The organism is Pseudomonas sp. NPDC087612 (assembly GCF_044743505.1).
Classification (GTDB): domain Bacteria; phylum Pseudomonadota; class Gammaproteobacteria; order Pseudomonadales; family Pseudomonadaceae; genus Aquipseudomonas.
Map to the genome: position 1 here is coordinate 1 of NZ_JBIUWO010000018.1, position 26539 is coordinate 26539.

25 protein-coding genes and 3 pseudogenes are annotated in these 26539 nt (G+C 55.8%); 15 read left to right on the forward strand and 13 right to left on the reverse strand.

Annotated elements, in window-relative coordinates; translation table 11 throughout:
- Window positions 1-97 precede the first annotated feature (97 nt).
- Window positions 98-271: pseudogene (locus tag ACIOVF_RS27055) on the reverse strand (IS5/IS1182 family transposase); the annotation flags it as partial.
- Between the two features lie 422 nt (window positions 272-693).
- On the opposite strand from ACIOVF_RS27055, the gene ACIOVF_RS27060 reads away from it, so the two are divergent.
- The 5 genes from ACIOVF_RS27060 (at window position 694) to ACIOVF_RS27080 (ending at window position 6311) form a co-directional block, all read left to right on the forward strand.
- A complete protein-coding gene (locus ACIOVF_RS27060) occupies window positions 694-1341 on the forward strand; it encodes a hypothetical protein (protein WP_401293902.1) in 648 nt (215 codons plus the stop codon).
- The gene (locus tag ACIOVF_RS27065) at window positions 1334-3247 is read left to right on the forward strand and encodes a hypothetical protein (RefSeq protein ID WP_401293905.1); all 1914 of its coding nucleotides are present in this window, start codon (window positions 1334-1336) and stop codon (window positions 3245-3247) included. The genes ACIOVF_RS27060 and ACIOVF_RS27065 overlap by 8 nt, the downstream gene beginning before the upstream one ends.
- Window positions 3248-3261: 14 nt before the next feature.
- Window positions 3262-4197 (forward strand): ATP-binding protein, encoded by a 936-nt coding sequence (locus tag ACIOVF_RS27070; RefSeq protein WP_401293908.1) that lies wholly within the window; start codon window positions 3262-3264, stop codon window positions 4195-4197.
- A gap of 524 nt (window positions 4198-4721) precedes the next feature.
- Window positions 4722-5516: a hypothetical protein gene (locus ACIOVF_RS27075; protein WP_401293911.1), complete on the forward strand. Its 795-nt coding sequence runs from the start codon at window positions 4722-4724 to the stop codon at window positions 5514-5516.
- Between the two features lie 60 nt (window positions 5517-5576).
- Window positions 5577-6311: a hypothetical protein gene (locus ACIOVF_RS27080; RefSeq protein WP_401293914.1), complete on the forward strand. Its 735-nt coding sequence runs from the start codon at window positions 5577-5579 to the stop codon at window positions 6309-6311.
- A 149-nt stretch (window positions 6312-6460) separates the two neighbouring features.
- On the opposite strand, the gene ACIOVF_RS27085 is transcribed toward ACIOVF_RS27080, so the two are convergent.
- Window positions 6461-7600, reverse strand: a complete 1140-nt coding sequence (locus ACIOVF_RS27085; RefSeq protein WP_401293917.1) for a site-specific integrase — start codon at window positions 7598-7600, stop codon at window positions 6461-6463.
- Window positions 7601-7687: 87 nt separating this feature from the next.
- Here ACIOVF_RS27085 and ACIOVF_RS27090 point away from each other — a divergent pair, with 87 nt between their 5' ends.
- A complete protein-coding gene (locus ACIOVF_RS27090; protein WP_258610640.1) occupies window positions 7688-8704 on the forward strand; it encodes a DNA-binding protein in 1017 nt (338 codons plus the stop codon).
- Window positions 8705-8914: 210 nt separating this feature from the next.
- Here ACIOVF_RS27090 and ACIOVF_RS27095 read toward each other — a convergent pair.
- Window positions 8915-9037: pseudogene (locus ACIOVF_RS27095) on the reverse strand (antitoxin Xre/MbcA/ParS toxin-binding domain-containing protein); the annotation flags it as partial.
- 393 nt (window positions 9038-9430) lie between these two features.
- Here ACIOVF_RS27095 and ACIOVF_RS27100 point away from each other — a divergent pair.
- Window positions 9431-9757 carry a hypothetical protein gene (locus ACIOVF_RS27100; RefSeq protein ID WP_401293921.1) on the forward strand — a complete coding sequence of 109 codons (327 nt, stop codon included), beginning with the start codon at window positions 9431-9433 and terminating at the stop codon, window positions 9755-9757.
- A gap of 441 nt (window positions 9758-10198) precedes the next feature.
- Here the strand turns inward: ACIOVF_RS27100 and ACIOVF_RS27105 are convergent, their stop codons facing one another.
- Complete coding sequence (locus tag ACIOVF_RS27105; RefSeq protein ID WP_258610642.1) at window positions 10199-10972, reverse strand: SDR family oxidoreductase; 774 nt, start codon at window positions 10970-10972, stop codon at window positions 10199-10201.
- Window positions 10969-11298, reverse strand: coding sequence for a nuclear transport factor 2 family protein (locus ACIOVF_RS27110; RefSeq protein ID WP_258610643.1), 330 nt, complete (start codon window positions 11296-11298; stop codon window positions 10969-10971). Before ACIOVF_RS27110 ends, ACIOVF_RS27105 begins: the two co-directional genes overlap by 4 nt.
- A gap of 117 nt (window positions 11299-11415) precedes the next feature.
- On the opposite strand from ACIOVF_RS27110, the gene ACIOVF_RS27115 reads away from it, so the two are divergent.
- Complete coding sequence (locus ACIOVF_RS27115; protein ID WP_258610644.1) at window positions 11416-12330, forward strand: LysR family transcriptional regulator; 915 nt, start codon at window positions 11416-11418, stop codon at window positions 12328-12330.
- Between the two features lie 31 nt (window positions 12331-12361).
- On the opposite strand, the gene ACIOVF_RS27120 is transcribed toward ACIOVF_RS27115, so the two are convergent.
- Entirely contained in the window at window positions 12362-13801 is a 1440-nt protein-coding gene (locus tag ACIOVF_RS27120) for an HD domain-containing phosphohydrolase (protein WP_401293926.1), read from the reverse strand.
- 89 nt (window positions 13802-13890) lie between these two features.
- Here ACIOVF_RS27120 and ACIOVF_RS27125 point away from each other — a divergent pair, with 89 nt between their 5' ends.
- Window positions 13891-14664 (forward strand): alpha/beta hydrolase, encoded by a 774-nt coding sequence (locus ACIOVF_RS27125; protein ID WP_258610646.1) that lies wholly within the window; start codon window positions 13891-13893, stop codon window positions 14662-14664.
- Between the two features lie 331 nt (window positions 14665-14995).
- On the opposite strand, the gene ACIOVF_RS27130 is transcribed toward ACIOVF_RS27125, so the two are convergent.
- Window positions 14996-16267 carry a diguanylate cyclase domain-containing protein gene (locus ACIOVF_RS27130; protein WP_258610647.1) on the reverse strand — a complete coding sequence of 424 codons (1272 nt, stop codon included), beginning with the start codon at window positions 16265-16267 and terminating at the stop codon, window positions 14996-14998.
- Window positions 16268-16770: 503 nt separating this feature from the next.
- On the opposite strand from ACIOVF_RS27130, the gene ACIOVF_RS27135 reads away from it, so the two are divergent.
- From ACIOVF_RS27135 to ACIOVF_RS27145, 3 genes are all read left to right on the forward strand, one after another.
- Window positions 16771-16971 carry a hypothetical protein gene (locus ACIOVF_RS27135; protein WP_195884019.1) on the forward strand — a complete coding sequence of 67 codons (201 nt, stop codon included), beginning with the start codon at window positions 16771-16773 and terminating at the stop codon, window positions 16969-16971.
- Window positions 16972-17107: 136 nt separating this feature from the next.
- Window positions 17108-17377, forward strand: a complete 270-nt coding sequence (locus ACIOVF_RS27140; protein WP_258610648.1) for a hypothetical protein — start codon at window positions 17108-17110, stop codon at window positions 17375-17377.
- Between the two features lie 432 nt (window positions 17378-17809).
- Window positions 17810-18466 (forward strand): Bax inhibitor-1 family protein, encoded by a 657-nt coding sequence (locus tag ACIOVF_RS27145; RefSeq protein WP_258610649.1) that lies wholly within the window; start codon window positions 17810-17812, stop codon window positions 18464-18466.
- 249 nt (window positions 18467-18715) lie between these two features.
- Here the strand turns inward: ACIOVF_RS27145 and ACIOVF_RS27150 are convergent.
- Together ACIOVF_RS27150 and ACIOVF_RS27155 are read right to left on the reverse strand one after the other, a co-directional pair.
- Window positions 18716-19123: pseudogene (locus ACIOVF_RS27150) on the reverse strand (tyrosine-type recombinase/integrase); the annotation flags it as partial.
- Between the two features lie 102 nt (window positions 19124-19225).
- Window positions 19226-20113 (reverse strand): LysR substrate-binding domain-containing protein, encoded by an 888-nt coding sequence (locus ACIOVF_RS27155; RefSeq protein WP_401293932.1) that lies wholly within the window; start codon window positions 20111-20113, stop codon window positions 19226-19228.
- A gap of 108 nt (window positions 20114-20221) precedes the next feature.
- Here ACIOVF_RS27155 and ACIOVF_RS27160 point away from each other — a divergent pair, with 108 nt between their 5' ends.
- The 3 genes from ACIOVF_RS27160 (at window position 20222) to ACIOVF_RS27170 (ending at window position 21378) form a co-directional block, all read left to right on the forward strand.
- Window positions 20222-20557, forward strand: coding sequence for a carboxymuconolactone decarboxylase family protein (locus ACIOVF_RS27160; protein WP_195884026.1), 336 nt, complete (start codon window positions 20222-20224; stop codon window positions 20555-20557).
- Between the two features lie 6 nt (window positions 20558-20563).
- Window positions 20564-20938 (forward strand): tautomerase family protein, encoded by a 375-nt coding sequence (locus tag ACIOVF_RS27165; protein WP_195884027.1) that lies wholly within the window; start codon window positions 20564-20566, stop codon window positions 20936-20938.
- 110 nt (window positions 20939-21048) lie between these two features.
- Window positions 21049-21378, forward strand: coding sequence for a DHCW motif cupin fold protein (locus tag ACIOVF_RS27170; RefSeq protein ID WP_195884028.1), 330 nt, complete (start codon window positions 21049-21051; stop codon window positions 21376-21378).
- A gap of 197 nt (window positions 21379-21575) precedes the next feature.
- On the opposite strand, the gene ACIOVF_RS27175 is transcribed toward ACIOVF_RS27170, so the two are convergent.
- The 4 genes from ACIOVF_RS27175 to ACIOVF_RS27190 all read right to left on the reverse strand — a co-directional run bounded on the left by ACIOVF_RS27175 (window position 21576) and on the right by ACIOVF_RS27190 (window position 26530).
- Window positions 21576-23030: a TrkH family potassium uptake protein gene (locus ACIOVF_RS27175; RefSeq protein WP_258610652.1), complete on the reverse strand. Its 1455-nt coding sequence runs from the start codon at window positions 23028-23030 to the stop codon at window positions 21576-21578.
- A 717-nt stretch (window positions 23031-23747) separates the two neighbouring features.
- Entirely contained in the window at window positions 23748-24980 is a 1233-nt protein-coding gene (gene arsJ, locus ACIOVF_RS27180) for an organoarsenical effux MFS transporter ArsJ (protein ID WP_115089602.1), read from the reverse strand.
- 9 nt (window positions 24981-24989) lie between these two features.
- Complete coding sequence (locus tag ACIOVF_RS27185) at window positions 24990-25994, reverse strand: ArsJ-associated glyceraldehyde-3-phosphate dehydrogenase (RefSeq protein WP_115089603.1); 1005 nt, start codon at window positions 25992-25994, stop codon at window positions 24990-24992.
- A 32-nt stretch (window positions 25995-26026) separates the two neighbouring features.
- On the reverse strand, window positions 26027-26530 hold the full coding sequence (locus ACIOVF_RS27190) for a cyclin-dependent kinase inhibitor 3 family protein (protein WP_401293939.1): 504 nt from the start codon (window positions 26528-26530) through the stop codon (window positions 26027-26029).
- Window positions 26531-26539 lie beyond the last annotated feature (9 nt).

Genomic DNA, 26539 nt, shown 5'->3' on the forward strand with positions numbered 1-26539 from the left:
AACTGGCAGCGACCGCATCAGTTCAACAGCGGGCTAGCGCCCGCTGTTGCCGAAGAAAAACTTAACGCAGTGTCCGGGATTAGTTGACCACTACATTCAGCCAGCCGAACATGCGTTCGATGGTGTTGCGTATCCAGTATTTCGGCTGATCAAAAAAGCGAGGTAAGCCGGGTTTGGGTCTGAGTTACATTGATCGCAGAGGGGGGAACCGGCAGCATATGGTTTCGGCGTAGCCCTTGTCAGCCAAAAGCCAGCGACAGCGTTGCGAGGGCGACCGCGCGAACTGAGGATTTAGGCTTCCTCGAGTCGGAGCTATAAGCTGAGCCTTTGTGGAGTCTTCGGCCATCCAACGAAAGGAACTCTGTTAAGGCCAAACGTTCTGAGCCGTCGGATGCGGGGTGGGATTGGTTGCCGATCTCTTCACTGAAACGCGGCGCATAGGCTGATTCAATCGGATGCTTAAGCTCCTCCACATCAGCCATACCGATCACGACCAGCCTGCGTTAATACAGCGCCTGAAGCCAAAGCAGCACCAGCGCGACTGCCCGGGAAAGGTTCTAGATGTAGCTGGCCATCGAGTTGTCATTATGGGGAAATGTATCTATATTCAGCCGAGGACTTTCCGGGATGCCCCAAGCATAGGGAATTGAGATAAGGACCAGCATTTCCACTACCTGTCTACTGGGTGTGGCTATGCCTAAAAAAAGTAAAAATGCTTATTTTGCAAAACGTGGCGTACATTTCGGCAACATGTGGGCTGTCTATAGCCTAAAGTGCGAGCAAGTACTGCTTCTTGGCAGTGACCGCCAACTCGCCCACTGGCTACTTAAGCTAGAATTCTCCCCCGCAATCAAAAACTTTTCATTTCAGCCGGGACGTAAAGAGGTCTCTGTTGGGGCTGAGTTGTATCAAATCGACTATCACGTCGAAGTCTTCCCCTCTGATGGTCCTCCCGAGCTACATTATTTGCGCACAGAGGGGAACTCTTTCGACTATGCAGAAAAGTCAAATAGAGCCAGTCGGATAAAATACCGATACTGTGAATTTAATGACGCTGATTGGGCTCCGGAAAAAAACAAAATCCTGCCGCTATTAAAAGTTTCTAGTTTCCTGAGTGGCGGTAGGCATGCCTATGTGCCTCAGTCTCTTGTAGACAAAGCGATCGTGCATTTGGAACAAGCGAGGCAGGGCAGCCTAAGAACCTATCTTTCAGCATTAAATTATTATGATCAAAATTTATGCCTCCTGGTGTTTTGTAGGCTCTACGCCAGCGGCGTAATAGCTGTTGATTTTGATAAGGTACTGTTTGATATGGGTACAAGGTGGTGGGTAAATGACTAATAAGTTAACCAGGGAATCTATTGCGCGCGTAGGTATTCAAAGAGTTGATGAGTCGTTGCTCACCAATAAACAAAGGCAAACTTATAGTCGTAGATTGCGAGCTATTGAGATGAAGCTTGATGGTTTCACCGGGCGGGAGATTAGGCTAGAGACTAATATTTCAGAGAGTGAAGTTTCCCGCTTTTTTGCAAGATACACAACGATTAATGAAAATGGAGTGTATTGGGGTGAGGCAGCGTTGGTCTTCAAGGTTCATCTTGCACCTAATAGACGAACCAAGCCCTTGTCAGAAAAGCGGAGCGAACAGCAAGGAGGTGGCAGCGGAGCATTAGGTTATACACTTAACAAATATCCTGTGCTGTTACAAAAATTCACTGACGAGGTATTTCGACAAACAGAAAAACATACACAAGGGCGAAATTTCGAAAAGCGAGGGTTATGCGACATATTCTACGATATCTGTAAAACTGTTGGCATCAAGGAGGAAGAATGGCCATTTAACCAGGCTAGAGGAGCGCGAAAAACTGTTAGTGGCTTAATTGACGAAATACTTCTTAGCGATTTTTCACGCGCTGCATTGGTGGTCGGCGGCCGTACAGCACAGATCCACAGTAACACTGGAACAGGTTATGAACCTTTTTTGAATTACTTTGATGTCTTCGATTTGATAGAAATTGACTCCTATAAAGTTGATGCATTTTTTGTACTTAATATCAGCGGCGATAAGAGAGTTAAGACCAAAGACGTAATCAACCGGATCTGGATCATAGCGGCAATATGCAAAGCTAGCGGCGCAATACTAGCTATTAAGTTTGTATTTTCTAGCGAAATTAGATCTCAAGACCTCGTGGATCTTATCTGCGAAGCGTACTTGGGAAACTGGATACCTAGAAAAACATTGGCAGTTAATGGTTTGGCATATAGTGCAGATGGTGGAATGCCATGCTATGCAGTTTCCGAATTGCGGTATCATACATGGGGTGCTGTTGCCTTAGATAATGCGATGCAGCATCACGCGAACAAAGTTTATGAGCTAGCGTTGCATCGTATTGGATTTGCTATCAATTTTGGTCCGCTTGGGCAGCCTGCTAGAAGACCGAACGTGGAAAGATTATTCAAGCGCATCGCAACTAAAGTCATGCACCAATTGCCTTCTACGACTGGAAGTTCTCCGGGTGATGGGGATGGCAGAGCTGAACGTCCTGAGGAAGCGGCAATATTGTATCAAGTAGATGTAGATGATGCGCTAGAGGTGATGGATGTCTATACCGCAAATTATAATGGCGTTCCCCAAGGAGGGAAAAATAAAGCAAATAGCCCATTGGATATTATTCGTGCGTATACTAAAAATATCACCGGTATTATTCCTGCAAGCTTGGAGTCTTACATCTCAACTGCTGCGTTAGGAAGCCTCACGCGCGAGGTGACTATCAGGGGGAATATCAAAAATGGTATTCGCCCGAGAATTGTACTCGACAAGGCGACCTATACGAGTGTTCAGCTTGCTAATTCTCCACAACTTATTGGTAAAAAAGCGGTTGCACGGATAAATCCTGCTGACTACCGTACCGTAGAATTATATCTGAAAGATGGCGTTCATCTAGGTGTTGTTATGGTAGAAGCAGCTTGGAGAGGGTTGCCTCACAGCGTTACCACTAGAAAGCTAATCAATAGGGCTCTTGAAAAGAAAGAGTTCAAAATAGTGGCTGGCCAAGATCCGATTATTGCGTGGCAAAAACACCTTCGAGAAAATGCGAATCCAAAAAATAATCGCGAGCAAAAAAGAGTGCAACACGAATCGGAGAGCAGCAAAGAACAAGCTGTAACGGCGAGAAAGAATATGGCGCCGCAAAATTCAGCTACGGAAACAACAGAGCGGTGGAAGAAGCTTGGTCTATTTGACTAAAGGGAGGGTGGGGTATGGATTATGAACATCCAATACTCAGCACTGAGTATTTATTGAATACACCAACGGTAATGGCTGTAGTGCAAAATGCCTGCTTCAAAGTGCTAATGAGAAAAACTGGGGTAGTGTTTACTGGGGAGCCGAGAATTGGAAAGACACGGTGCTGTGAAGCCCTTGTGAAAGAGATTTCAAAAAAATTTCCAAAAGTATACACGTTCATGATTGTGGCAACTAATAAGGACCTTAATCAGCAATATTCATCCATCATTCATCAGCTGATTGAACTGGAGCGATTGAACCCTAAACCTCGTGCCACATTTATTCAGCGCCAGGCGATGCTGATTGAAAGATTGAAGCATCGTGCGGCCGAGAGGAAAGCCAAGCAAATAGTCTTGATCATAGACGAGCTTCAGCGTCTTTCTGCTAGAGATTTTGATCAGTTGGCCGACTTGTATAATACTCTGAGGATGAATTCGATAACACTAACCGTGATATCGTTCGCGATGCCGAGCATTGAGAAAAGGGTTGTTGAATTTCTTGAAAATGACTTTCAACATATGATTGGACGGTTCTTGAGTGACATAAAGCCTCTGTTCGGTGTCACTAGCCTCAGAAATCTATCAACGGTCTTAGCGCTTTACGATGATGAGTGTGCCGAAGGATCTACCAGTAGTTACACTAAAAGCTCTATACCGCGTGCTTATAGCGGAGGCTTTCGTATGAGCAGCCTTGCTGACGACATCTGGCGGGAAATGTCTCGAGTCGCGAGTGGAAAGTATGTGCAGAACTTACCAATGGAACACGTCACTCAAGTTGTATCCTACCTTTTCTTGATTTTTAGCCACGAAGACAATGAGTCCTTAAATGCACCGCAGGACTTAATTTCTGAAGCGGTAAGGGAAAGTAACTTTGAACAATTTTGTCGAAAGATTGACCAAGGTGATGTATGAGTAGCCTTTGCTATCCTAATTATGGTGTCCTCCCCTACGAGTCAACGACTTCCATACTTGTCAAGGCTTCGTATTTTAATTTTATTGAAATTCCACGGCTTAATACGCTTCTAACCCGGTCGAGTAATACATCCAAAGCTACTGGTGCAGTATATATGGATGGTGTCTTGTCCCAGTTGGGTGTCACTAAGCTCAATCGTATTGAGCACTATGTGCCCTCAGCGTTTAAGCGAGACATAAAAAAAGAGTTTCTATTCTGTGCTGAGTGTGCTGAGTTTAACTACCACTCTGTTTTTAACTTGATCGCTCATCATTCAGTTTGCAACCTTCATAAACGAGCACTGCAGCCGACGTGTGATCAATGCAGGGAAGGTTTTTTACAAGGATTTATCACTCGAGGCTCAATCTCTAAGGCCCGGAGCAGGTGCAGTGCCTGTGGTTTTAGCATCGCGGACACATCACGGGAGATTAGAATGTGCCAGAATCTTTCTTTGCGGAGAGCGATCAGCCGATGTGGAGATCAAGTGGCATCATGGTATCGAGAGATTGCACCATTTGCCGGAGGGGCAGATCAAATCGTATTCGACTACTACGCCTCAGAAAAATATAGACAGATTTTGACTGAGCCGCTGGAACATAAAGTGGGGATGGCGAGCCCGGAACGGCTGGCGAAATGTTTAGTAGCGTCGACCCCAACCTATTGGCTTCACCACCCTGGTTATATTTCCGAAAGGGACGGTCTTAATTTTGCGGTGCGTCAGAAAACAGTCGCTGAAGCATGTCGAGACTTAGAGGTTAAATATCTTTCAAAACACTTCCCTTGCATGCAGATAATAGATGCGCTCACGGACCCTTTTATGGACGTGACTGGTGAGTACACTTTTTGTCCTGTTTCGTTGGCTTATGCTCTATTGCGTTTGAAATTGGACAATAAATCCTGGCCGAGTAATCTGTCGTTTTGGAGTTGCCGAAATTCTGGAATCAGTAATTTAGAGGACATCGTTTCTCCTCTCGGGCGAACGAGCAAGCCACAAGAACTTACGTTGTTTTTTTTGCATATTCTAGGTGAATTGCAATTCATGGTTACTAGGGGCAAGAATTTTTTGGTCATCTGTAGTGAGAAGAAGTCGTTTTCGCCTCGGGTGAACAAGATGGTATATTTGAGAAGAACTCCATTGAGCTTCCGTCGTTCATGCCAGAAGGAGAGACCCGATATTAGGATAGCTCGCTATACGTCACACGGCCCACTCTTTGTCATTCTGAACCCTTCTGAGGTCCACGCCTCGACGTTTTTCAAAAACGAAATCCTAGTGATTTAGCGGAATGAATTGAGCTTGCCAGTTTTAGGTCGTGCGTGCATTATTTTAGAGAGGTGTGACATGATTCCAAGCTATTACACTATTATCAAGGCTCGTGCAAAAATTATTCGCTCAGGTGCTAAGGTAACATTAAGCAACGTCCAGAAAGAACTGAGTGCTGCATTCTACAAGCCTGCGATCGCATCTAGACTTAGAGAGATTGAAGCTAACATTCAACGTCCTGTACTCCTTAGTCAAAATGCACCAAATTATGGGAGCAGACAGGCGCTAGCTGAATTGCGTATTTCGTTCTCAGAGATGAGCCACTACCAATTGGCGACTGAGCTTGAACGGCTAATGTTGTACATCATTCCAGAGTTGTATTTAAAACTATCACTCCTTGAAGATGCGGCTAAGAACAAGTGTTCTGCGAATAACTCGGCTGAGAAAGAGTACTCTATCGATGGGGAAGTCGGCACTTCGGATTTTAGCTCAGGATCCCGATCAATTCGCGATCTATCCAAGCTGTCTGTAGAGCTGGGCATCAACTCAAAAGGCGGCAGACGATATTCGTGTACAAACTGCGGGCTCATGCTTGAAATTCCGTACGAGCCAGACCAGGCAGGATTATCATCGGATCCTGCAGAGCTGCAAACAAAAATTGGGTTACTGGCAAGTGAATTGTATCGGTCGGAGCACAACGAGGGTCAACTTAAGAAAAAAGTTGTTAAGCTTAACCGTCAAATCGTTGAACTACACCATCGTGTGAAGATGCTAGATGACGTTGTTTATAGTATTCGAGCGCAGTTAAGCTGAGCTGCAGCTACTTATTGGAAACAAGGTTGTGGCAGGTGTGATGCCGGCATGATTGCTGGAACAACCATGATATTTCGCAAAGAGGCGACTGGGAATAAATCAATACTGTGCCGACATGACCCATATCGCCGATAGGCCGGTGTCGGCTATCACTCTTCGAGGTGGGCGCGTTGGTTGTCTGCAGTGAGTGCTTCGCCCATTGCCCCGGCTACCGGGGGGGCGCCAAACAATTGGCTGGCACGGCTCTCCAGCAAAGCACCTGCCTGAAAATAGCCCATTACTGTGGTCACGCTTCGGTGTTCGGTCATGGCCATCACCTCACCCAGTGGCACGCCTTGGCGCCCGGCCTCGGTGATAAAGCCAGAACGCAGACTGTGCGCTGCCCAGTCGCCCTCCAGGCCGGCGAGTTGCGCACGGCGCTTAACGATGCGCGCGACCTGATCGCCGGACAGCCCGGCGCTACCGACTCGCCCTCCTTTAAACAGGCGACGAAACAGCGGCCCGCTGCTTGCGGGTGCCGCAGTCAGCCAGGCGCTCAGTGCCTGCGCCGCCGGTCCTTGCAGCGGTTTCTCTCGACGCACTCCGCCGGTATCGGTCTTGGTGGCACCGAGGGCGTACAGCCAGGTGTCCGCATCCAGTCGACGCAAATCCTCGACCTGCAGACCCACCACCTCCGAACGGCGCCGACCGCCACCGCTCCAGGCCAGCAGGAGCAGGGCGCGATCGCGCACGCCGCGCACGCCATCACTGCAGGTGGCGAGCATCGCCTGCAGCGGCTCGAGCACTACCGCGGTTTTCTTGCGCAGCGCCACGCCTTGACGGGCCTGGGCCTTGCGCGCTTCACGCAAAAGGGTCTTTACCGCTGAGGCCTCGCAAGGATTGTCCCACGCGTTGAGGCGGTGCCACTTAGCTAGCACTGCCAGGCGGTGGCTGACCGTGTTGAACGCCAGGGCGCCGAGTTTGCCCTTGACCCCGGCAGCGACCAGGGCCGCATCCAGCTGCGGCGGCAGCAACTGGCTCCAGTTGCCATCGCCATCCGGACGGGCCAGGTGATCGACGATGAATTGCACCGCGACATCAGGCGGTAGCGCGCCGTCGCCAAGCGACCGGTGATAGCGCAATCGAAGCCAGGCGGACCAGTAGCTGAGGGCGCTTTGGTAGCTGCGCACGGTATTGGCTGCCGTGCCTGCCGAGATGAAAGCCTCAGCGGCGGCGCGGGTGCTGTCGGCCAAGCTGTGCAGCGCCAGCGGGGTATTCGGCAGGCCGTCGAGCGGAAGTGTATTATTCATTACGTTCAACGTATTATTTATTGATTTTTTAATTTATAAGGTCGGATAAGATTGCATTATCAGACCTAATATAGCGGAGGGCAGGCCATGGCGGTAGGTGTACCGGAAAACGACGTGTTCGCCGCGGCGGACGCGGTATTGGCCCGCGGCGAGCGGCCGACGGTCGAGCGGGTGCGTCTGGAGCTCGGCCGCGGCAGTCCAGCGCGGGTTGGCTCCTTGCTCGATCAATGGTGGGAACAACTGGCCGGGCGCTTGCGTGGTGAAACCCGGCTGCCCGGCCTGCCGACGGAACTGGCACAGGCCTTCGTCGCCATCTGGCAGCAGGCGACCACCCTGGCTCAGGGCGTGGCCGAATACGCGTTGGCCGGCCAGCGCCAGGTTTTGGCGGAGGAACGCGAGCAACTGGTGGCACTGGAGGCGAGGGCGCGTCTGGACGTCGCACAGGCCCGGCTACAGACCGCCGAGGCGCTGGGGGCGCGGCAGAGCGCCGAAACTCGGTTGGCCGATCTGGAACAGCTGCTGATCCAGCGCTTGGCGCAGATCGACGACCTGCGCCAGCAGCGCGAGGAATTGCTCGGGCAGTGCGACGAAGCGCGCGGGCAACTGGTCGAAGTCCGCCAGCAACTGCAGGACAGTCGCCAGCAGGCCGAGCAGGCACGCGAAGAGCAGCAGCGCTACACCCGCGACGTCGAGGACCGGGCGTATCGGGAGATCGATCGGGCGCGCGAGGAGAGCAAAGCCTTGGCGACCCAGCTCGAGGAGGCCAATGGCCGTTTGCAGACCTTCCAGCAGACGTTGCTAGCAGGGCAGGCAGAGCTGGCCGAAACCCGGGAACAGCGGAGCATCGCGCAGACCCAGGCGCAGGCACTGCTACACGAGCGGGAACAAGTGCACCAGCTGCAGGCTGAGCGGTGCGGCCAGCTTAAGGAGCTGCAGCAGCAACTGCAGCGCACCCATGGCGAGTTGGCCAGTGCGCGTGAGCAAGCAGCCGCTGCGCAGGCCCGCGCCGAAACGCTGCGTCAGCAGTTGGCTGACTCCGGCAGCAGCAATCCAGTGCCCGGGGGTAGTCAGCGGCTGCGCAAAGGTACGCCGAGAAACAGCTGAGGCCGGTCAGGTGACCGGTGTTCGCTGCTGGCCGCCAACCGCGGGAACAGCGGCAACGCACCAGGCTGCATACCGAAATTTGGCCGATTTATGCCGCTCACGATTGATCGGTATAAGTCGGCTGCTTCCCTTGGTGACAGGCCAGAGCCGGCCTAAGGGACTGTGGTTGTTCACCAGCTGGCCCCGGCGTTCGCCTTCAACAAACCTGCATCAGGCCGTGCCTCCCCATTCAAGGGCTTGAAGCACACGGCGAACTTGTTTGGCTCCGATTTCGGTTTCGCAGAGCATAATCGGCGCACTTGTGCCGAGAGATTTGTTTGATTTCGACATCCATTAACTTATCCTGCATCTGACTCATAAGCTTAAAACAGCATTGAGGCTGGCGCGTACAGGGATCGAGAAACAAGGGAAATGTCCCTATATCCGAACGTCTGCTTTTGGCCGAAAGCGGTCGTCCCGATAATCGAGCGTCAGACCGAGCTAAGGGCAGTATGTCTCGTCGTTATCAAGTCCCTCTTGAGGTCGAGCATTTTCTCCTAAATGGCAACTGGCCTCGCCAGCCCTAAACCTCCTACCTGGCACTATTCTGAGGACGTGGAGGACGTCATAGATCCGCATGCTATAGATGCGTACATCGTGTACTGGGAAAAAGCAAGGTAGACCATGATGGGGCCCGCTTATCTGAAGTTGAGTCAAGGCCTTTCGGATAGGGATTTCGGAGGTGAAATGGCCTGGAAAATCGAGCAGTGGATGCGTGATGTGTTCCCTGGTGCAGATAGAATTTACGAAGAGTATCGAGGACTGCCGAGGCGTGAGCTAGCTATTACTGCCGGCGCGGTTCTCGATCTCGCACTTGTCGAAATTCTATCCATGACGCTGACAGGGCCAGAGCAGGAAATACATTCGTTTCTAGGGATTAACGGCGATGGCCGTGCACCGTGCGGCTCGTTTGGTGCCAGGATCCAGCTCGCGTTGCTCCTGTCGGTAATCTCTAAAAGAGATGCCGCGATCCTCAGAGCGATCAAGAACATTCGAAATCAGCTCGCCCATTAGGTCAATGCAGATTTTGACTCTTCATCGGTTCTACCTCTGCTTAGTCAGCTCCATGACAATTTTCAAGAGCTAGCGGAGAGCTTGATGGCGTCAGGGAGTCTTTCAAGCGCATCCCGTTCTGCGTATTCAATCAAGCCTTTTTTAGCCACAGAAGCTGAGGCCGGAGCTGGATTGTTGCTTGTCATTTTTTGCATCTACCAGGCATACCTGCATCGTATTTATGACCAGTTGCCCGCCGCTAAACAGGGCTGATTTCCTGAATGCGGTAACGTCCGTTACGGGTCGAAAGCTGACATTCGCGACAGACCGCTTTCGACCCATAGCCGTCGTCCGGGACGGACGGCAATCGGCCAATAGGGGACGGTCAGCAGGAAATAAATCTGTCCCCTTTTCCATGTCCCCTTTTCCGGTGGTTGACGCGTTTATGCGAAGCAACTACACCTAGGCCGTTGGCACTGTCCCGCCGTCAATTACAAACTCGCTCCCCGTAATGGATGCCGCACGAGGCGATGCCAGGAAGGCAATCAGGTCAGCAACTTCTGACGGCGTGGAAGGGCGGCCGAGTGGAATACCACCGAGTGCATCCATGATGATGCGTTTGCCGCCTGCGTAGTCCGTACCGGCTTCCTGCGCCAGCCGCTCGGCCAAGGCGACCGACGCTTCGGTCTCGATCCAGCCCGGCGACACCCGTACAACACGCACACCTTGTGGCGAGACTTCTTTCGACAGGCTTTTACTGTAGGTCGACAGCGCCGCCTTGGCCGCTGCGTAAGCCGTAGTGGCTTCGGGCAAGGGCAGGCAGTTCTGAATCGAGGTTACATGGATGATCACGCCGCTCTTGCGCTGCAGCATCGATGGGAGCAGAGCGCGATCCAGGCGCACGGCCGGCATCAGGTTCAGGTCGAGCTCGCGTTGCCACTGCGCGTCATCCAACACCGCGAAGCCGCCGCTAGGTGCCGACGAACCACCCAGGACGTGGACGATGATGTCCATGCTGCCCAGCCGTTGCTTAGCTGCGGCTACCAGTGTTTCGCAGCCTTCTGGGGTCGCGAGGTCGGCCTGCACGAACAGCTCAGCCGGCAGATCGCTGGTTGCCTGCCGAGCCGAGGTCAACACCTTGGCGCCCTCTGCGAGGAACAGCTCGACGACCGCGCGGCCGACGCCTTTGGTGCCGCCGGTGACCAGCACTTGCTTGCCGCTAAGATCAAGGTTCATGGCGCAATCTCCAGTGAGCGGATCTGGCCGTTCTGCAGCAGGAATAGATGATTCAGCTGCAGCGGGCTGCCAGGGAAGTTACCGACCAGACGCGCCGTTACGCTCAGCGAATCGTCATTCTGCGTCGCCGCCAGCGGCCCGACGCTGTAGGTGAATGCCTGGCGGGCCTCCTGTTGCCAGGCTTCGATGGCTGCAATGCCCTGGTGCGTGCGGTTTTCGTCGGTCACCCTGGCGTCCGCGCAGAAGCAGGCGGCAAGGCGCGAGATGTCGCCGCCATTGCTGACATCGAAGTAGGTTTGTACGGCGTCAGGCAGTTGCAGGTTCATGGCCTGATCTCCTCTCACAGTGGGTTGGGGTTTACGACTGTGATCTTGCCGCTCAGTTGATAGTTTGCTCAACTGGGATAGACATTAACGACCTATCCCGAATATAAGGACAATTACATGGCAGATTCGCGCCTTGGTCTCAATGAGCTGGAAGCTGTACTGGCCGTGGCGCGGAGGGCGTCGTTTCGACAGGCAGCCATTGATCTGGATGTTTCGACCACGGCATTGAGCAACACCATTGCCAAGCTGGAGGCGAGCCTCGAAACACGGCTGTTCAATCGCACCACCCGCAGCGTGTCTCTGACCGAGGCGGGGGCTATGTACCTGGAGCAGGTCGGTCCGGCTCTGCAGGAAGTGCGTGTGGCGCTGGAAGCGGTGCGTTCGCACAATGCCGGGCCGTCAGGCGTGTTGCGCATCAATGCCTTCGCCAGTGCCGCCCGCGCCGCGTTGCTGCCGCTGGTGCTGGAGTTTCTGCAGCGTTACCCGAAGGTGCATATCGATCTGGTGACCGAAGGCCGCCTGGTGGACATAGTCGCGGACGGTTTCGATCTGGGCGTACGTTCTGCGAATCTTGTGCCCAGCGATATGATCGTTATTCCGCTCGGCCAGCCGCAATGCTATGCCGTGGTCGGCTCCCCCGCCTACTTCGCCAAGCACGGCCGGCCGCGTAGCCCGGCGGACCTGCTCCAGCATCAGTGCATGCGCATCCGCCTACCCAATGGGGCGATCTACCCCTGGCATTTTGAACGCGCGGGGGAGGTGACCCGGCTTGATGTGACTGGCCAGCTCACCCTGGACGAGCCAAGTGTCGCCAAGGCGGTGGTGCAGGAAGGCGTGGGGCTGGGCTTTTTTATGCAGCAGGACGTTCAGGCTGAACTCGACGCCGGACAGTTCGAGCGGGTGCTGGAAGAGTGGACGCCGCCCAGAGACAACCTGTGCCTGTACTACCCGAACCGGCGCAACCCCTCCGCTGCGCTCAAGGCATTCACTGCCCTGGCCCGCGGCAATCTGCCGAGCAAAGACCAGCTATGATAATTTACCGATTGCCCCCAAGCGCCTGCTATCAGGCGATCAAGCCCAGGGTCAGCCCCTTCAAGGTGGCGGCCGCGCGGGTGGAGCAACCCAGCTTGCGGAAAATGCTTTCCATGTGGGTGCGTACGGTACTCGGGCTGATCTCCAGTCGCCGCGCCACTTCCTTGTTGCTGGCGCCACGGCTGATTTCCATGAGGATGGAGCACTCGCGGGTGGTGAGCAGCGCGCTTTTCGGCTGAGGCAGTCGGCGTTCGCCACGTGCGGCAGCGATTACCGCTGCGCAGATTTCAGCGTCAAACAGGCCGCGGCTGGCGTCCTGTTTGAGCAGCCGCGCCGCCTCCGATTCGCTATGGGCGGGTCGCCAGGGCCTGGCGCTTCTTAACGCTACCCAGGCGACAGCGCTGGCGAGCAAGCGATACGCGGCGCACTGGGCATCGGCCGACGCACCGCGAAAGTAGCCGCTGCCGTCGAGCCGTTCGTAGGCATGGGCGGCAATTTCGCCAGGGATGGTCAGCTCAGTGATCTGCCGTGATGCCTTGTGCGTCCAGTAAGGGACGAGGTGGATACGTTCTGTGGCGCCGTAGGGTAGCGGCCCCGCGGTGTTCCACAATTGATTGGAGACGGCTGCCCGCCCCAGGCCATGGATCAGCGCGGCTTTGCCAATCTCCGTCTGGTCGGGCTCTGGCAGTCCCCACAAGCGGGCGGCCTCGACGGCAATCTGCGCCACCTGCCGGGAGTAACCTGCCAGCCAGGGCAACTTCAGATCGATCACATCACCCACCAGCGTCAGTGACACGGGACGTTCGAGCCGGGTGTCGTCCAGCCCACCGGGCGTTGTTTCCAGTTCCGCTAACCATGCCTTGGCATTGCGCACCAGCAAGGCGGCGAGGGTGACGGGGTAGCGGCGGTCGGCCTGTTCGTTGATCCAGCTCAGCGCCGTGTCTAGGCCATGGGCGCGGCTGAGAATGTCCAGGTCTCCGGCCAGTATCACCTGGTAGGCTGCGTCCGGAATGTGCGCATGGCTCACACCAAACGGCCTGCCGGTTCCGTCATAGGTTTCGAATATCCGGCACAAGCCGGCTTCGACCGCTGCGCCAAGTTCGAGCGTTTTCGCGATCTGGCCAGACACCTCGCAGTGCACCACGGCGAGCGGTGCCGCTTGATGCACGGCGTTCATCTGTTCGGCGCCCAGGGTCTGGTCGAGCATCGCGCGGCGGCCATCGACATCATTGCCCAGCAGATGGGCGAAGCCATCGGCGTTGGCGGTGCAGCCGGACCAGCGCAGCAAGGCGACCTGCTGCGCTGTCATCAGATGCTCGCCTTCGCCGTGCATGGCGCGGGCCAGCATCTGCGCCAGGCGGGCAACACGTTGGGAGTGGCCAAGGGGCTGGCCCATGCTGAGGTCGCCGACCTGGGAGATAGCCCCCAGTGCGCCGCTCAATGAGATGTCGAATCGTAGCGCGCTATCCATGAAAAAAGCCCCAGGGTCGGATAAATGACCGATACCCGCCAAGCATGTGGGTCCGCAGAATTTGAACTCCCAACACAGGAGTTCAGCCCATGAAAGCATTCAAGTCGCAACTCGTCACCGCCGCCTTCGCCCTGACCAGCACCCTTATGATGAGTGTCAGCCAGGCTGCCGAGGCAACGCCTTCGGTGGTCATCGTACACGGCGCCTTCGCCGACGGCTCTGACTGGGCCAAGGTGGTGCCGTATCTGCAGGCTGAAGGGGTGGCGGTTACGGTGGTGCAAAACCCGCTGACCTCGCTGGCCGACGACGTTGCCGCCACGCAGCGCGTGCTGAACAACCAGTCAGGCAACGTGGTGCTGGTCGGCCACTCCTGGGGCGGCACCGTGATCAGCGAAGCCGGCGCCCATGAGAAAGTCAGCGCCCTGGTGTACGTCGCCGCCTTCGCACCTGATGCAGGCCAGTTCAGTGGCGAACAGGGCAAGGGCGCGCCTACCCCGCCTGGCATCAGCCAGATCAAGGCAGACGGCAACGGTTTCCTCTACCTGACGTCAGAAGGCATGGCCAAGGACTTCGCCCAGGATCTCCCGGCGGCACAAACCGCGGTGATGACCGCTACCCAAGGCCCGATCAAGGCATCGGCCTTCGATGATCGGACCACGGTCGCTGCCTGGAAGACCAAGCCGTCCTGGTACCTGCTCGCCACTGACGATCGCATGATCCACCCCGACGTCCAGCGCTCCAGTGCCAAGCGTATCGGCGCCACCCTGACCGAACTGCGCGCCAGCCATGTGCCGCAGCAGTCACAGCCTGGCGAAGTGGCCAAGGTGATTCTCAAGGCGGTAAGCAGCGTTGGCGAGCAGTGATCGCTGCTCACCGACACGCCTGAGCGCTCATGAATTTCACTCTGCATCGATACGGAATCGACGCATGGATCATCTGTGTGATCGGAACTTCGATTTCATAGTCTGTGGTGTCGGCACGACGGGGGGCGTGGTTGCAGCCCGTCTGGCCGACCAGCAAAACGCTCGGGTCTCGCTCATTCGAGTTGGCCGGGACTGACCTGGATCCGAATGCCCACTCTTGGCCGATTGCTTTCCTTCACCACCGGCAGCTATGGGTCGAAAGCGGTCTGTCGCGAATGGCAGCTTTCGACCCATAGCGGCCGTTTAGATTAGAAGAATAATAGGGGTACGATTACTTCCCGCCCCGTACTGAGGTGACTTGCGACTGGCCCAGGCGGTACTGGTTGTCGCCGCTGCGCTTAGCCTCATACATCGCCAAATCGGCGACATGAATCAGTTGGTCGCGCGTCTGCGCGTGATCGGGGAAGAGGGCGATGCCCAGGCTGACTCCGACCCGCTGCCGCGTGTTACCCACGCTGATTGGTGCGTCCAACGATACTAGCAACCTCTCCGCGATCACCCGGGCCTCGTCTTCGGGGGCTCGCTCGGCCGATAGACCTTCGAGCACGGTGACAAACTCGTCACCTCCAAGCCGCGCCACGCTATCCGAGTTGCGCAGTGTTTCGTGCAGGCGGGTCGCGGTGGTCTTCAGTACCTGGTCGCCGGCCGCGTGGCCAAGGCTGTCGTTGATCGCCTTGAATCCGTTGAGGTCGATGAACACCAGTGCAACGCGGCTGTGGTTGCGCCGAGCCAAAGCCAGGGCGCCTTCTAGGCGCTCCTCGAACACTAAGCGGTTGGGCAGGCCGGTTAGCGGGTCATGGTGTGCTAGCCGGTGCAATTGATTGGCCCAGGCTTTCTCCTCGGTGATATCGCGCACCACGCCCATCATCTTGATGGGCGCGCCAAATTCGTCCTTGACCACGTTTCCGGTCTCGCGCAGCCAGTGCAGCGTACCGTCCGGCCAGACTACCCGATACTCCTCGTCGTGGTTCTCGCCGGTTTCGATGCAGCGTAATTCGCCGGCGCGCACTCGAGCCCGATCGTCAGGATGAACCGCGTTGCAGAACAGCTCGTAGCTTGGTGTCACTTCGTCGACCGAATAGCCGAACATGCCGAAGATGGCGTCGGACCAGTACAGATGGTTGGTGTCGATGTCCCAGTCCCAGGTACCGATGCGGGCGAAGTACTGGCTTCGCTGAAAGCGTTCGGCCTCAACCAAAATCGGACGGATCAGCAGCCATGGCGTTGTATTGGTCGCGCTTTGCTGGCTAATGTGTAGCGCGCGTAGTTGGCCATCGTCGCCCGTGACCTGCACCGTGCCGGCTGGCGCGGGCAACTGAGGCAAGCGTTCTCGCAGACGCAGGCCCAGTAGCGGAGTGCTGACATAACCGAGCAATTCGGCCGCTGCCGGGTTATGCCAACACACTCGGCCATTGCGGGCCAGTTGCAATACCCCCACGTCCAACTCCGCCAGCAGAGCACAGTACTCCTGGCGCTGGCGGTGCAGTACCCACAGCAGAGTCAGGCAGGGTAAGGCGGCGAGTAGGACGAACAGGGCAATCATCGGGCAGCGACCAATCCGAGAGGCTAGGCAATAGCCTCATTATGCCTATCTTATGATGGCAGTTCGCCCACAAACGCGATCAACCCTCTTATTTGCCGCTTGGCAAGGATAATCCGACCGCTGTGCGACTGCTGGGGATGCAGCAGGCCGCTCCTGGCGGACGCCTTGATGCAGCAACGCAGATCTCGCTTGGCGCGCCGCCCAGGCGAAAGGTACGGAATAGCTGACCCCATGACGGCAGGGCGGTGCCGAAGTTGAGGGGCTTGGCGACGCGAACGCTGTAGTCCCAGTGGTGCAGCCAGTAATATCAGACCTCATTAAACACTTCCTAGAAGGCGAGTCAGTCCAACACCATGAGTCGAGTGATTGTTTTGGAGGGCAGTTCACGGCTAAGAGCGGCCATTGCTGGACCCATTCTGATTTATCAGGCTAGTTACCCCAGCGCCAAAATACCTTGTGCCTGCGGGGGGGGGCATGCGCTTATCCTTAGCGAATTGGTGTCGATGGAAAATTATCGAAACGGCGTGTCTCTGGTCGAGGCGCCTGCTATCGGCTGCAAATACCGGAGAACCGAGGCGACTGCGCCGGGAGGGCCGCTGGTTTCCGTTTATAAGATTGTATCGACGCCGGAGGCCTTTTTTTCGATTGAAGCCGGCAAGCCGCTGCACTTGGTGATGCGCGGCGCGGCCTATGCCAATCTTTGACCAGCAAGATTAGTGGGAAACAGCAAGACCCGAAAATGCGCTAAAATCGTTCGCTTCGCTCAGTGGACGGGTTAAAGTCCGCCACTTAACAGAACGGTACATGCAAAATTAAAGTCGGCAAGATGGCCAAAAATAAATGAAATTTAAAGATGGTGATAGAATAAAAGTTAAGCCCCACTTCTGGTGGCCGAATGGCGGGGTTGGAGTAGTTTCGTTACCACCAAGATTTGTAAAAGAAGCCTTGGGTTGCGAGGTGGACTTAAATAGTGTTCAGCAAACTGTTGTCGGTAAAGAAATAGTTATCACCAGTATTTGGGTTAATTTTGACGAGCCGGCAATGGATTATAGTGATGATGGCCCTTACGTCGGCGGAGAGGTATCCATAGAATATTTGGAACCTATATAGTGAAGCAATCGCTGGAAGTCGCATTGCATCCGCGCGGCATCCAATGGGCGTAGATATCATTGATCTCGCGCAATAGTATTTATGGCGGTCAAGATACGAGTAATTAGGAAGAAGCATTACCGTAAAAGCATGGACGTTCGCGTCGGGAATTAATAGAACTCTCCTAGAGGGCCGTTTTTTGCCCTCCCCGGAGGGCTGCTCTGCGTCGATAGCAGCCATCTAATGAACAACCAAGAGAATCAGTCTTCAGAGTTGATCAGTCTCACTAATCTCGTTTTGTCCCAGGCCTTTTCTCGGGCTCTTGCGGATGCCGTCTAGTCTCTTTAATTGCGATGCAGCTATGTGCCATCATGGTCAACCATCGAACTATATGGTGCCAGCCTTCATCGGCCTTGCCGTGGCACGGACACTAAGCAAAGGAAAGCCCAACACATGATTGAAAACGATACCTTCAGTCGGGTCGGTACCAACCACCAGATTTCGGCCAACATCTACAACCTCATACTCGGTGCCGTTCTGCTTTGGGGTTTTGCGGTGAACTGGTCTCTGGTCACCACGGTTCCGGCCGAGGTCATTCTAGCCATTCCCCCGATACTGTTTTACGTTGGCTACTTCGTCCTGGCGATGTCCGGCGTCGCCATCATCTTCCGCTCGCAGGAGCCGGAGTACAGCTTCCTCGGCTACAACCTGATCGTGGCGCCGATCGGCCTGCTGCTTGTAGTGGTTCTGCCCAGGTACTCGCATGACCACATCGTTCAGGCTATGCAGACCACTATCCTCCTTACTGCGGGGATGATGATACTGGGGACCGTGTTCCCGGCATTCTTTAAACGGATCGAATCGTCACTGTTTATCGCCCTGGTGGTGTCGATCGTCGTCGAGCTGGGCCAGGCATTGTTGTTCGGCATTCATCTGGCGGTAATGGACTACATCGTCGCTGCGGTCTTCTGCGGCTACATCGGCGTGGACTGGGGACGCGCCAACCAGATCGAGCGCACCGTTGACAACGCGATCGATAGTGCCGCTGCGCTGTACCTGGACATTATCAATCTGTTCCTACGCATCCTGCGGATCATGTCCAAGAAATAACGAACACCAAGCATTAGACTGACGGAAATCTCCGCCGCCTCAGGCAGGCTAAATCAACCCATGCATCACCGATAGGGCCAAGGCCGTGGGCAACAATGCCGCCACTTCCGTTACCGGAATGGTAATTACTCATTCGGTATCTCCCAGCACCAGGTTGCCTGGCAGCAAGCACAAGCCGGAGTATTATTCGCGATTGCTATCAGTGCTGATCGTCAGCTCTTGGCCGAGAGCAGGCGGTTACGGTCGCCCGATTCGGGTGTACTGCCGGGTGGAGAGATGCACTGAGGCGTGTAACCGGCTTGGAAAAAGGCAATCCTCGTTATGGAGATGGGCTTGATGTATCCAGGCCTCTAGGGCGGGCCGTGTTTGCTCTGTAATCTCAAACTGCACGGGTCGCTGGGTTTTCTGCTGCATCACTATTGCTAGCGATAACACGAGCTCCCCATGAGCAACGTCGCGTACGCGAAGCTTGGTCAGATCGCAGGCTCGCAGCTTGCTGTCGATGGCCAGATTGAAGAGAGCCAAATCACGAGTTTCCTCCGCGATTTGAAGCCTTACCCGAATAGCCCAGATATCTTTCAGTCGGAGCGGGGCTTTCTGCCCGACCAATTTTCCTTTGTTCCAAGGCTGCTGGCTGCTGGTAGTAATGGTGTTCATGGCTTGTCCTCCATGTGAGGGAAGACAAGGATGGTCAGCCCAATCTAGAGGCGCTAACCGACCCAAAGCCATCATTCGAATTGAACCTTTGGGTGCCTTCGATTATTTCGTAATCGTGAAACGATACGCCTGTTGTTGCAGGCTCGTTTTGATTAGTGCGGCCAATTTTTGGGCAACTGGTGATGGGGCGTCGCCATTGCTGTGAAGCACATAGCCAAGGCTTGGCACGGGGGGTAGTCCAGAAACAACGGTGAGATAGCTCGGCAGCCCGATGCGGGTTCGCAGCGTCAGGCCCAATCCGGCGGCGACGGCTGCCCAGATACCGCCGACGCTGGGGCTGGTCAGCGCGATCCGCCAAGGTATTTGCGCGGCATCCAGCGCCTGGGTGGCGGCGCTGCGCAATACGCAAGGTGCGTCGAACATGATCAATGGCAACGATGAATCATCAAGGGCCGCCAGCAATGGCATATCGCGGGCCCCGATCCAGTGCATTTGTGTTTCGCCCAGACGTGTGGCGTAGGGCGACAGGTGCTCGGTGTCCCAGGTCAGGGCCAGGTCCAGATCGGCGCTTTCGACCAGAGCAAGCAGTTCGGCGTTACGGGCGATCCTGACTTCGAGATTCACCCTCGGGTAAGTCTGGACGAAGCGTCGCAGGATATCGCTCAGGAAATGTTCCCCAAAGTCCTCTTGAAGCCCAAGGCGTGCGGTCCCGGCGGTTTGGCTTTCATGCAGGGTCTGGAAAATACCGTCGTTCAGCTCCAGCAACCGGCGGGCATGGCTGAGTAGTGTTTCTCCAGTGGGGGTCAAAGCCAGTCCGCGACCGGATTTAGTCAGTACCGGCGTGCCGACCTGCTCCTCGAGTTTTTTCAACTGGGCGCTCACGGCGGACGTCGATCGACCAAGGCGATCCGCCGCTTTGGCGAAGCTGTTGAACTCCACGCCTGTGACGAAGGTGCGCAATACGTCAAGATCAAAGGTTGGGCGACGCATTCAATTGTCCACTAATTTGGGATGATTGGTGCTATTAAATCTGATATTCGGAGTTGTCGCGACTTGATAGTTTTCCCCCGTCAATTGGTACATCAGGGGAAAAAGAACATGAGTGCATCGATGGACACTGGGCGGGAGCACCAGAACAGATACCCGCAGAAATTTACCGAGCTGAACGACAACGTATTGTTTGGCGACATGTGGACGCGTACGGAATTGAAGCCCCGTGAATGCAGTCTGGCGACGGTGGTCGCGATGGTGGCGATGTACCGTCTGGAGCAACTTCCATTTGACTTGAAACGTGCATTGGATAACGGCTTGTGTGTTGACGAATTGGCCGAAGTCATAGCCCATCTGGCGTTTTACTCAGGTTGGCCGACAGCGGTCTCGGCGCTGAATTTTCTCAGTGAGCTACAGGCTTGCCTTCCAATACGTCAGGAGTAATCGTCGATGCCGTTTGCACGAATTTCACTACACCGCGGGAAGTCGGTCGAGTATTTACAGGCACTGTCTGAGGGTTTACACGACGCCTTGGTCGAGAGTTTCGAAGTGCCGAAGAGTGATCGCTTCCAGGCCATTCACCAGCATGAGATCGGCGAGCTGATATTTGATCCTCACTACTTGGGCGGGCCGCGTAGCCATGACTTTGTGCTAATCGCGATTACCGCAGGCCGTCCTCGAAATGTTGAGACCAAACAGCGTTTTTACCGTGATCTGGTCGAGAAATTGGAGCGGGCGACGGGACTGAAAGCGGAGGATGTCATGGTGGTGATTTCCACTACGGCCAGCGATGAGTGGTCGTTTGGAGGAGGGCGGGGCAACTAGCCTTCCGGTTTTTGCAGCGCCTGTATCCCATAAATGCGGGCCGTCTGTGCCTATCGGCACCATCGCCAGATTGATACGGTCTGCATTTACTATATTTCGCTGAGGTAACTATGGATCTTGCTGCAATCCCATTCGGTACCACCGACTGGTTAACGATTGAACCAGTGGCGCATGCCGGCCAGACAGGCACAGCCTATTGGCGTACTTGTCAGTTTGGTTCTGCACGTGTGCGGATGGTCGAGTATAGCCCTGGATACTTGGCCGATCATTGGTGTTGGAGGGGGCACATCCTGCTGTGCCTGGAGGGTCAGTTGCATACAGAACTGGAGGATGGTCGTCAGTTCACGCTGACACCGGGCATGAGTTATCAGGTGGGTAACAATGCAGAGGGACATCGGTCATCCACCACCACCGGGGCGAAGTTGTTCATTGTGGATTAGCCTTGGGGGCGGACCTGCATAACGCGCCCACACAATCCGTTTGTTGCCCATGCAGTCGCAATCATGGGCTCTGAATATACGTGTGCGAATGACTACTTCTGGCCGATAGTCGCCCTTCGCGAATGGCTGCTATGGGTCGAAAGCTGCCATTCGCGACAGACCGCTTTCGACCCATAGCTGCCCTTTGCAGTGGGCAGCTAATACCTCCAGAACACCGGGGTTACCATCACTAGCACCGTCAGGATTTCCAGCCGTCCCAGGAGCATACCAATGGTCAGCAGCCACTTTGCTGCATCAGGTAATGATGAGAAGTTACCGGCAGGCCCGATAATTGTGCCCACGCCTGGCCCAACGTTGCACACAGCAGTGGCGGCACCACTCAGAGCAGTCGTCCAGTCCAGCCCGATCAGCGCCAGTCCTAGCGCAATCAGGGCAATGGTGATGGTGAAGAAAAACGAGAAAGTCAAAAGCGAACGCACGATCTCCTCGTCAATGGGGTGTCCATTGTATTTTTTCTGAATGACCGCGCGTGGATGAATCAGTTGCTTCAAGTTACTGACGAGCAGGACGGCAGCCACTTGGAAGCGGAAGATTTTAAGACCGCCAGCCGTCGAGCCTGAGCACCCTCCGACAAAGGTTAGGTAGAAGAACAACAGAACGGCAAAACTACCCCACAGTGTGTAGTCACCGACCGCAATTCCGGTGGTCGTCACGACGGAAGTCACGTTGACCGCCACGATCCGAACGGCGTCCCACCAGTCGTATTCGCTGTGAAAGCATAACCACGTACCCACAGCCAGCGAAGTGACAGTCAAGAACCCGAGAAACCCGCGTACTTGGTGATCCATCAGTAACGCACGCCGATTACCGCGCAATGTCGCGACGTATAAGGTGAAGGGCAGGCTACCCAAGATCATGACGACCACTGCAACCCAATGAATCGCAGGCTGCGTCCAATGCCCGAGTGAGGCGTCCGACGTTGAGAATCCACCCGTAGAAATCAACGACATTGCGTGGTTGATCGCTTCGAACGGTGTCATTCCAACGAACCAGAGTGCTAGTGCTCCAGCACCCGTGAGCCCCAGGTAGAGTGCAAGGATGTATTTGGCTGCCACATGGGATCGCGGCGTAACTTTCTCCGACCAGTCAGAAGACTCTGTCTGGAACAGGCGCATGCCACCGACTCGCAACATCGGAAGGATAGCGACAGCCATGCCGATGAAGCCTATGCCTCCCAACCAGTGAAGCATGGAGCGCCACATCAGCAGGCCGGGAGATGCGGTATCCAAGCCAGTGAGGACGGTCGAGCCTGTCGTTGTGATCCCTGACATCGTTTCAAAAAACGCGTCGGTGTAACTGATGTGGTGGATGAACACCATCGGTAGAGCTGCAAAGGCGCAAACCACAACCCAGCTCGCCGTTGTCAAGAAATACATATCCCTTGGGCGCAGCTGTGATGTTTCTGGATGCCTGCGCCCAATAAGCGCCAGCCCACAGACCAACGTAATCAGGCTCGACCACAGAAAGGCGCCGAGCTCATCGACTCGCTCATACACTACCAACGTAACCATGGGAATAACCATGCTTACTGCCAGAGTGATCAGGAAAACGCCCAAGATGAAGCCGACAAGCCGCATTGCTGCGAGAGACATACGGTTAGCCTACGAAATGATAGCCGTGCAGTATCCTATGCTCAACCTCGGTCTTCCGTAAATTTTGCGTAAAAGCAGGCATAAGTGCCCGCTTCGCAGGAGCATGGGTCAGATCTTCAGCCCGGGAGTTGAATGGCCGCCTACGGCCCGCCAAAGACTGTTATCTAACTCGCGCTCTCATTATTGGGCGCATCAAATGTCCGCTTCTGGCCGATAGCAGCCGCTGGAGGTTGGAGCTGATTTGACTGTTCCGCAGCAGGGAATGGGCTCCCCAATTGGTTGAATCCTATACTGCCTTGATCAGATAGCAGGGGCAGGGGCAATGGGATGCCAAAGCCGTGGTCAGTGACACGGGCACCTGGTGCGACCCCCATATTCCCGCGTATCCTGTTGCCGAGTTATTCCGTGGACAACAGTGTGGTCTGTGCCGATGGTTCGGAGACGGCAGTCGATGCGGTGATCTGGTGCACCAGATTTAAACCGGCTTTAGGGCACTTAGCCAGCCTTCGGATGATTACCGAGGAAGGGCGAGTGGCCGTCGAGGGGGCTCGCGCTGTGAACGAACACAGACTATGGCTGGTGGGCTATGGCGAGTGGGCGGGTTCGGTGTCGGCGATTTTGGTAGGGGTTACCCGTAGAGCCCGCAGTACTGTCGCTGAGATTGAGCAATTGCTGGGAAAGGCGGAGGTACGAGAGCTCCCGCCTGATGGTCGCTGGTCAGCTTGGCTGCTGTGTGGTGTCGCCGTGCCTGGGCAAGGCGATTGAGATGAGAGCGGCAGCCAATACAAAACCGCTCGATACCCACAAGCAAGCCTCCAGGCCATAAGTTTGGAACACCCAGCCGGAAAGCAGGGTGCCGAGCAGTCGTCCCAGAGCGTTGGACATGTAGTAGAAGCCCACGTCCAGTGAGACCCCGTCTTCCTTGGCATAGCTAACGATCAGGTAGCTGTGCAGCGATGAATTCACGGCAAACAGCACGCCGAACAGCATCAGCCCACCAAGCAATACCACCTGACCCGACCAGCCTGCGCTCAGCCCCAGAGCAATGAGTGCTGGCAGTCCGGCCAGCGCGATAGCCCAGGTGAAGGATGCTCGGCCGTCTGGCACATGGCCACGCTGCTTGCCGGTGATGCTGGGGGCAAAAGACTGCACGATGCCATAGCCGATGATCCAGGCGGCAAGAAAGCCACCGACCAGCCAGAAGTCCCAGCCAAATACGCTGCTCAGGTACACCGGCAGCGCTACGACGAACCAGACGTCACGGGCACCGAAGAGAAACAGGCGTGCGGCTGAGAGAGTGTTGATTGCCCGGCTCTTGGACAGTATGTCGCGGAATTTCGGTTTGGCTTTGGCCTTGCCCAGGTCCTTTTTCAGCAGCAGCAAGCTGCCTATCCAGATCAATGCCAGCGCCGCCGCCATCGCCAGTACCGCCATGGTGAAGCCGAGCAGCGCAAGCAGCGCACCGCCAAGGAAAAAGCCCACGCCTTTGAGCGCGTTTTTCGAGCCTGTGAGGATGGCCACCCACTTGTAGAGGGTACCTTGCTGGCTATCCGGAACCAGGAGCTTGATCGAGCTCTTGGCACTCATCTTGTTGAGGTCCTTGGCGATGCCGGACAACGCTTGGGCTCCCATCACCCAAGGCACCGTCAGCCAGGCCGCCGGTACCGTGAGCATCAGCAAGGCCAGGACCTGCATGCCCAGGCCGATGTTCATGGTGCGATTGAGACCCAGGCGGGCGCCGAGGTAGCCGCCCACCAGGTTGGTGATCACGCCGAAAATTTCGTAAAACAGGAACAGCGCTGCGATCTGCAGCGGCGTGTAGCCAAGTGTATGGAAGTGCAAAACCACCAACATGCGCAACGCGCCGTCGGTGAGGGTGAAGGCCCAGTAATTGCCGGTAACCAGCAGGTACTGACGCACTTCCGTAGACAGGGCTGACAACGCCTTCATGATCGCCGTTTACTCCGCCGTGCCGACCAGTCGGGCCAGCTCCGCTGCACGATTGGCGTAGCCCCACTCGTTGTCGTACCAGGCGTAGATCTTCACCTGGGTGCCGTTGACCACCAGGGTCGACAGCGCATCGATGATCGAAGACCGCGGATCGGTGCGGTAGTCGATGGACACCAGTGGGCGTTCTTCGTAACCCAGGATGTCCTTCAGCGGGCCTTCGGCAGCCGCCTTCAGCAGCAAGTTGACCTCTTCAGCCGTGGTTTCACGCGCCACCTCGAACACGCAGTCGGTCAGCGAGGCGTTGGCCAGCGGTACGCGCACGGCGTGACCATTCAGCTTGCCGCGCAGTTCGGGGAAGATCTCGGCGATCGCTGTGGCCGAACCGGTGGTGGTCGGGATCAGGCTCATGCCTGAGGCACGGGCGCGGCGCAGGTCCTTGTGCGGGGTATCGAGGATGCTCTGGGTATTGGTCAGGTCGTGGATGGTGGTGATCGAGCCGTGGCGGATGCCCAGGTTCTCGTGAATCACTTTGACCACCGGAGCCAGGCAGTTGGTGGTGCAGGAAGCGGCGGTGACAATGCGGTGCTGGGCCGGGTCGAACAGGTGCTGGTTTACGCCCATCACCACGTTCAGTGCGCCTTTTTCCTTCACCGGGGCACAGACCACCACGCGTTTGACGCCCTGATCCAGGTAGGCCTGGAGCACGGCTACCGACTTCATCTTGCCGCTGGCCTCGATGACCAGGTCGCAGCCCGACCAGTCGGTGTCGGCGATGGTCTTGTTCGCTGTGACCTTGATGTGTTTGCCATCGATCACCACCGAGTCGCCTTCTGCACCTGCTTCGCGGTGCCAGCGTCCGTGGATCGAGTCGAAGTTGATCAGGTGGGCGTGGGTCTCAGCGTCCCCGGCCGGGTCATTGATCTGTACGAATTCGAATTCCGGCCAGTCCCAGGACGCGCGCAGCGCCAAGCGACCGATACGTCCAAACCCATTGATGCCTACTTTGATTGCCATTTTCTTGTTCTCGAGTCGCGGTTCGCGAGCGGTCAGAGGGTACTGGTGAACTGATTGATGTAGCTGACGTGTGCAGGGTTTTGAATCGCTCGCGGGCGCAGGGCCTGAACCTGAGCGATGGCCTCGTGCACAGGGATACCGCACTCGATCATCAGGCGGGCTGCGAACAAGCCGGTACGGCCCGAGCCACCCTTGCAGTGAATAGCGATCGATTTGCCAGCCATCACCAGCTCTTTTAGGCGCTCCCGATGGGTTTCCCAGGCGGCAGCAAAGGGCTCGCCGGGAGCCTGATCATCCTCCACCGGCAGGTGGAACCATTCAAGGCCCAGCAGCTGGCATTCCTCAGGCAGTAGATCGACCTCGTTCTGCAACAGCTCTTCATCCGGCATCAGGGTTACCAGTGCGCTCGCGCCGGCATCGCGCAGTGTTGCCAGAGCCTGGGAGACCGGCGTGTCATTGGTACCAGGGCACGGGGTGAAGATCAGTTGGCCGATCAACTGTGGAGTAGTCAGCACGGAATACGGGTGCAGTTGCATGCTCAAAAG

Coding starts and splice junctions, on each gene's coding strand:
- ACIOVF_RS27060 (WP_401293902.1), top strand. CDS start 694: ATGCCTAAAAAAAGTAAAAATGCTTATTTTGCAAAACGTGGCGTACAT.
- ACIOVF_RS27065 (WP_401293905.1), top strand. CDS start 1,334: ATGACTAATAAGTTAACCAGGGAATCTATTGCGCGCGTAGGTATTCAA.
- ACIOVF_RS27070 (WP_401293908.1), top strand. CDS start 3,262: ATGGATTATGAACATCCAATACTCAGCACTGAGTATTTATTGAATACA.
- ACIOVF_RS27080 (WP_401293914.1), top strand. CDS start 5,577: ATGATTCCAAGCTATTACACTATTATCAAGGCTCGTGCAAAAATTATT.
- ACIOVF_RS27085 (WP_401293917.1), bottom strand. CDS start 7,600: ATGAATAATACACTTCCGCTCGACGGCCTGCCGAATACCCCGCTGGCG.
- ACIOVF_RS27090 (WP_258610640.1), top strand. CDS start 7,688: ATGGCGGTAGGTGTACCGGAAAACGACGTGTTCGCCGCGGCGGACGCG.
- ACIOVF_RS27100 (WP_401293921.1), top strand. CDS start 9,431: ATGGCCTGGAAAATCGAGCAGTGGATGCGTGATGTGTTCCCTGGTGCA.
- ACIOVF_RS27105 (WP_258610642.1), bottom strand. CDS start 10,972: ATGAACCTTGATCTTAGCGGCAAGCAAGTGCTGGTCACCGGCGGCACC.
- ACIOVF_RS27110 (WP_258610643.1), bottom strand. CDS start 11,298: ATGAACCTGCAACTGCCTGACGCCGTACAAACCTACTTCGATGTCAGC.
- ACIOVF_RS27115 (WP_258610644.1), top strand. CDS start 11,416: ATGGCAGATTCGCGCCTTGGTCTCAATGAGCTGGAAGCTGTACTGGCC.
- ACIOVF_RS27120 (WP_401293926.1), bottom strand. CDS start 13,801: ATGGATAGCGCGCTACGATTCGACATCTCATTGAGCGGCGCACTGGGG.
- ACIOVF_RS27125 (WP_258610646.1), top strand. CDS start 13,891: ATGAAAGCATTCAAGTCGCAACTCGTCACCGCCGCCTTCGCCCTGACC.
- ACIOVF_RS27130 (WP_258610647.1), bottom strand. CDS start 16,267: ATGATTGCCCTGTTCGTCCTACTCGCCGCCTTACCCTGCCTGACTCTG.
- ACIOVF_RS27135 (WP_195884019.1), top strand. CDS start 16,771: ATGGAAAATTATCGAAACGGCGTGTCTCTGGTCGAGGCGCCTGCTATC.
- ACIOVF_RS27140 (WP_258610648.1), top strand. CDS start 17,108: ATGAAATTTAAAGATGGTGATAGAATAAAAGTTAAGCCCCACTTCTGG.
- ACIOVF_RS27145 (WP_258610649.1), top strand. CDS start 17,810: ATGATTGAAAACGATACCTTCAGTCGGGTCGGTACCAACCACCAGATT.
- ACIOVF_RS27155 (WP_401293932.1), bottom strand. CDS start 20,113: ATGCGTCGCCCAACCTTTGATCTTGACGTATTGCGCACCTTCGTCACA.
- ACIOVF_RS27160 (WP_195884026.1), top strand. CDS start 20,222: ATGAGTGCATCGATGGACACTGGGCGGGAGCACCAGAACAGATACCCG.
- ACIOVF_RS27165 (WP_195884027.1), top strand. CDS start 20,564: ATGCCGTTTGCACGAATTTCACTACACCGCGGGAAGTCGGTCGAGTAT.
- ACIOVF_RS27170 (WP_195884028.1), top strand. CDS start 21,049: ATGGATCTTGCTGCAATCCCATTCGGTACCACCGACTGGTTAACGATT.
- ACIOVF_RS27175 (WP_258610652.1), bottom strand. CDS start 23,030: ATGTCTCTCGCAGCAATGCGGCTTGTCGGCTTCATCTTGGGCGTTTTC.
- arsJ (WP_115089602.1), bottom strand. CDS start 24,980: ATGAAGGCGTTGTCAGCCCTGTCTACGGAAGTGCGTCAGTACCTGCTG.
- ACIOVF_RS27185 (WP_115089603.1), bottom strand. CDS start 25,994: ATGGCAATCAAAGTAGGCATCAATGGGTTTGGACGTATCGGTCGCTTG.
- ACIOVF_RS27190 (WP_401293939.1), bottom strand. CDS start 26,530: ATGCAACTGCACCCGTATTCCGTGCTGACTACTCCACAGTTGATCGGC.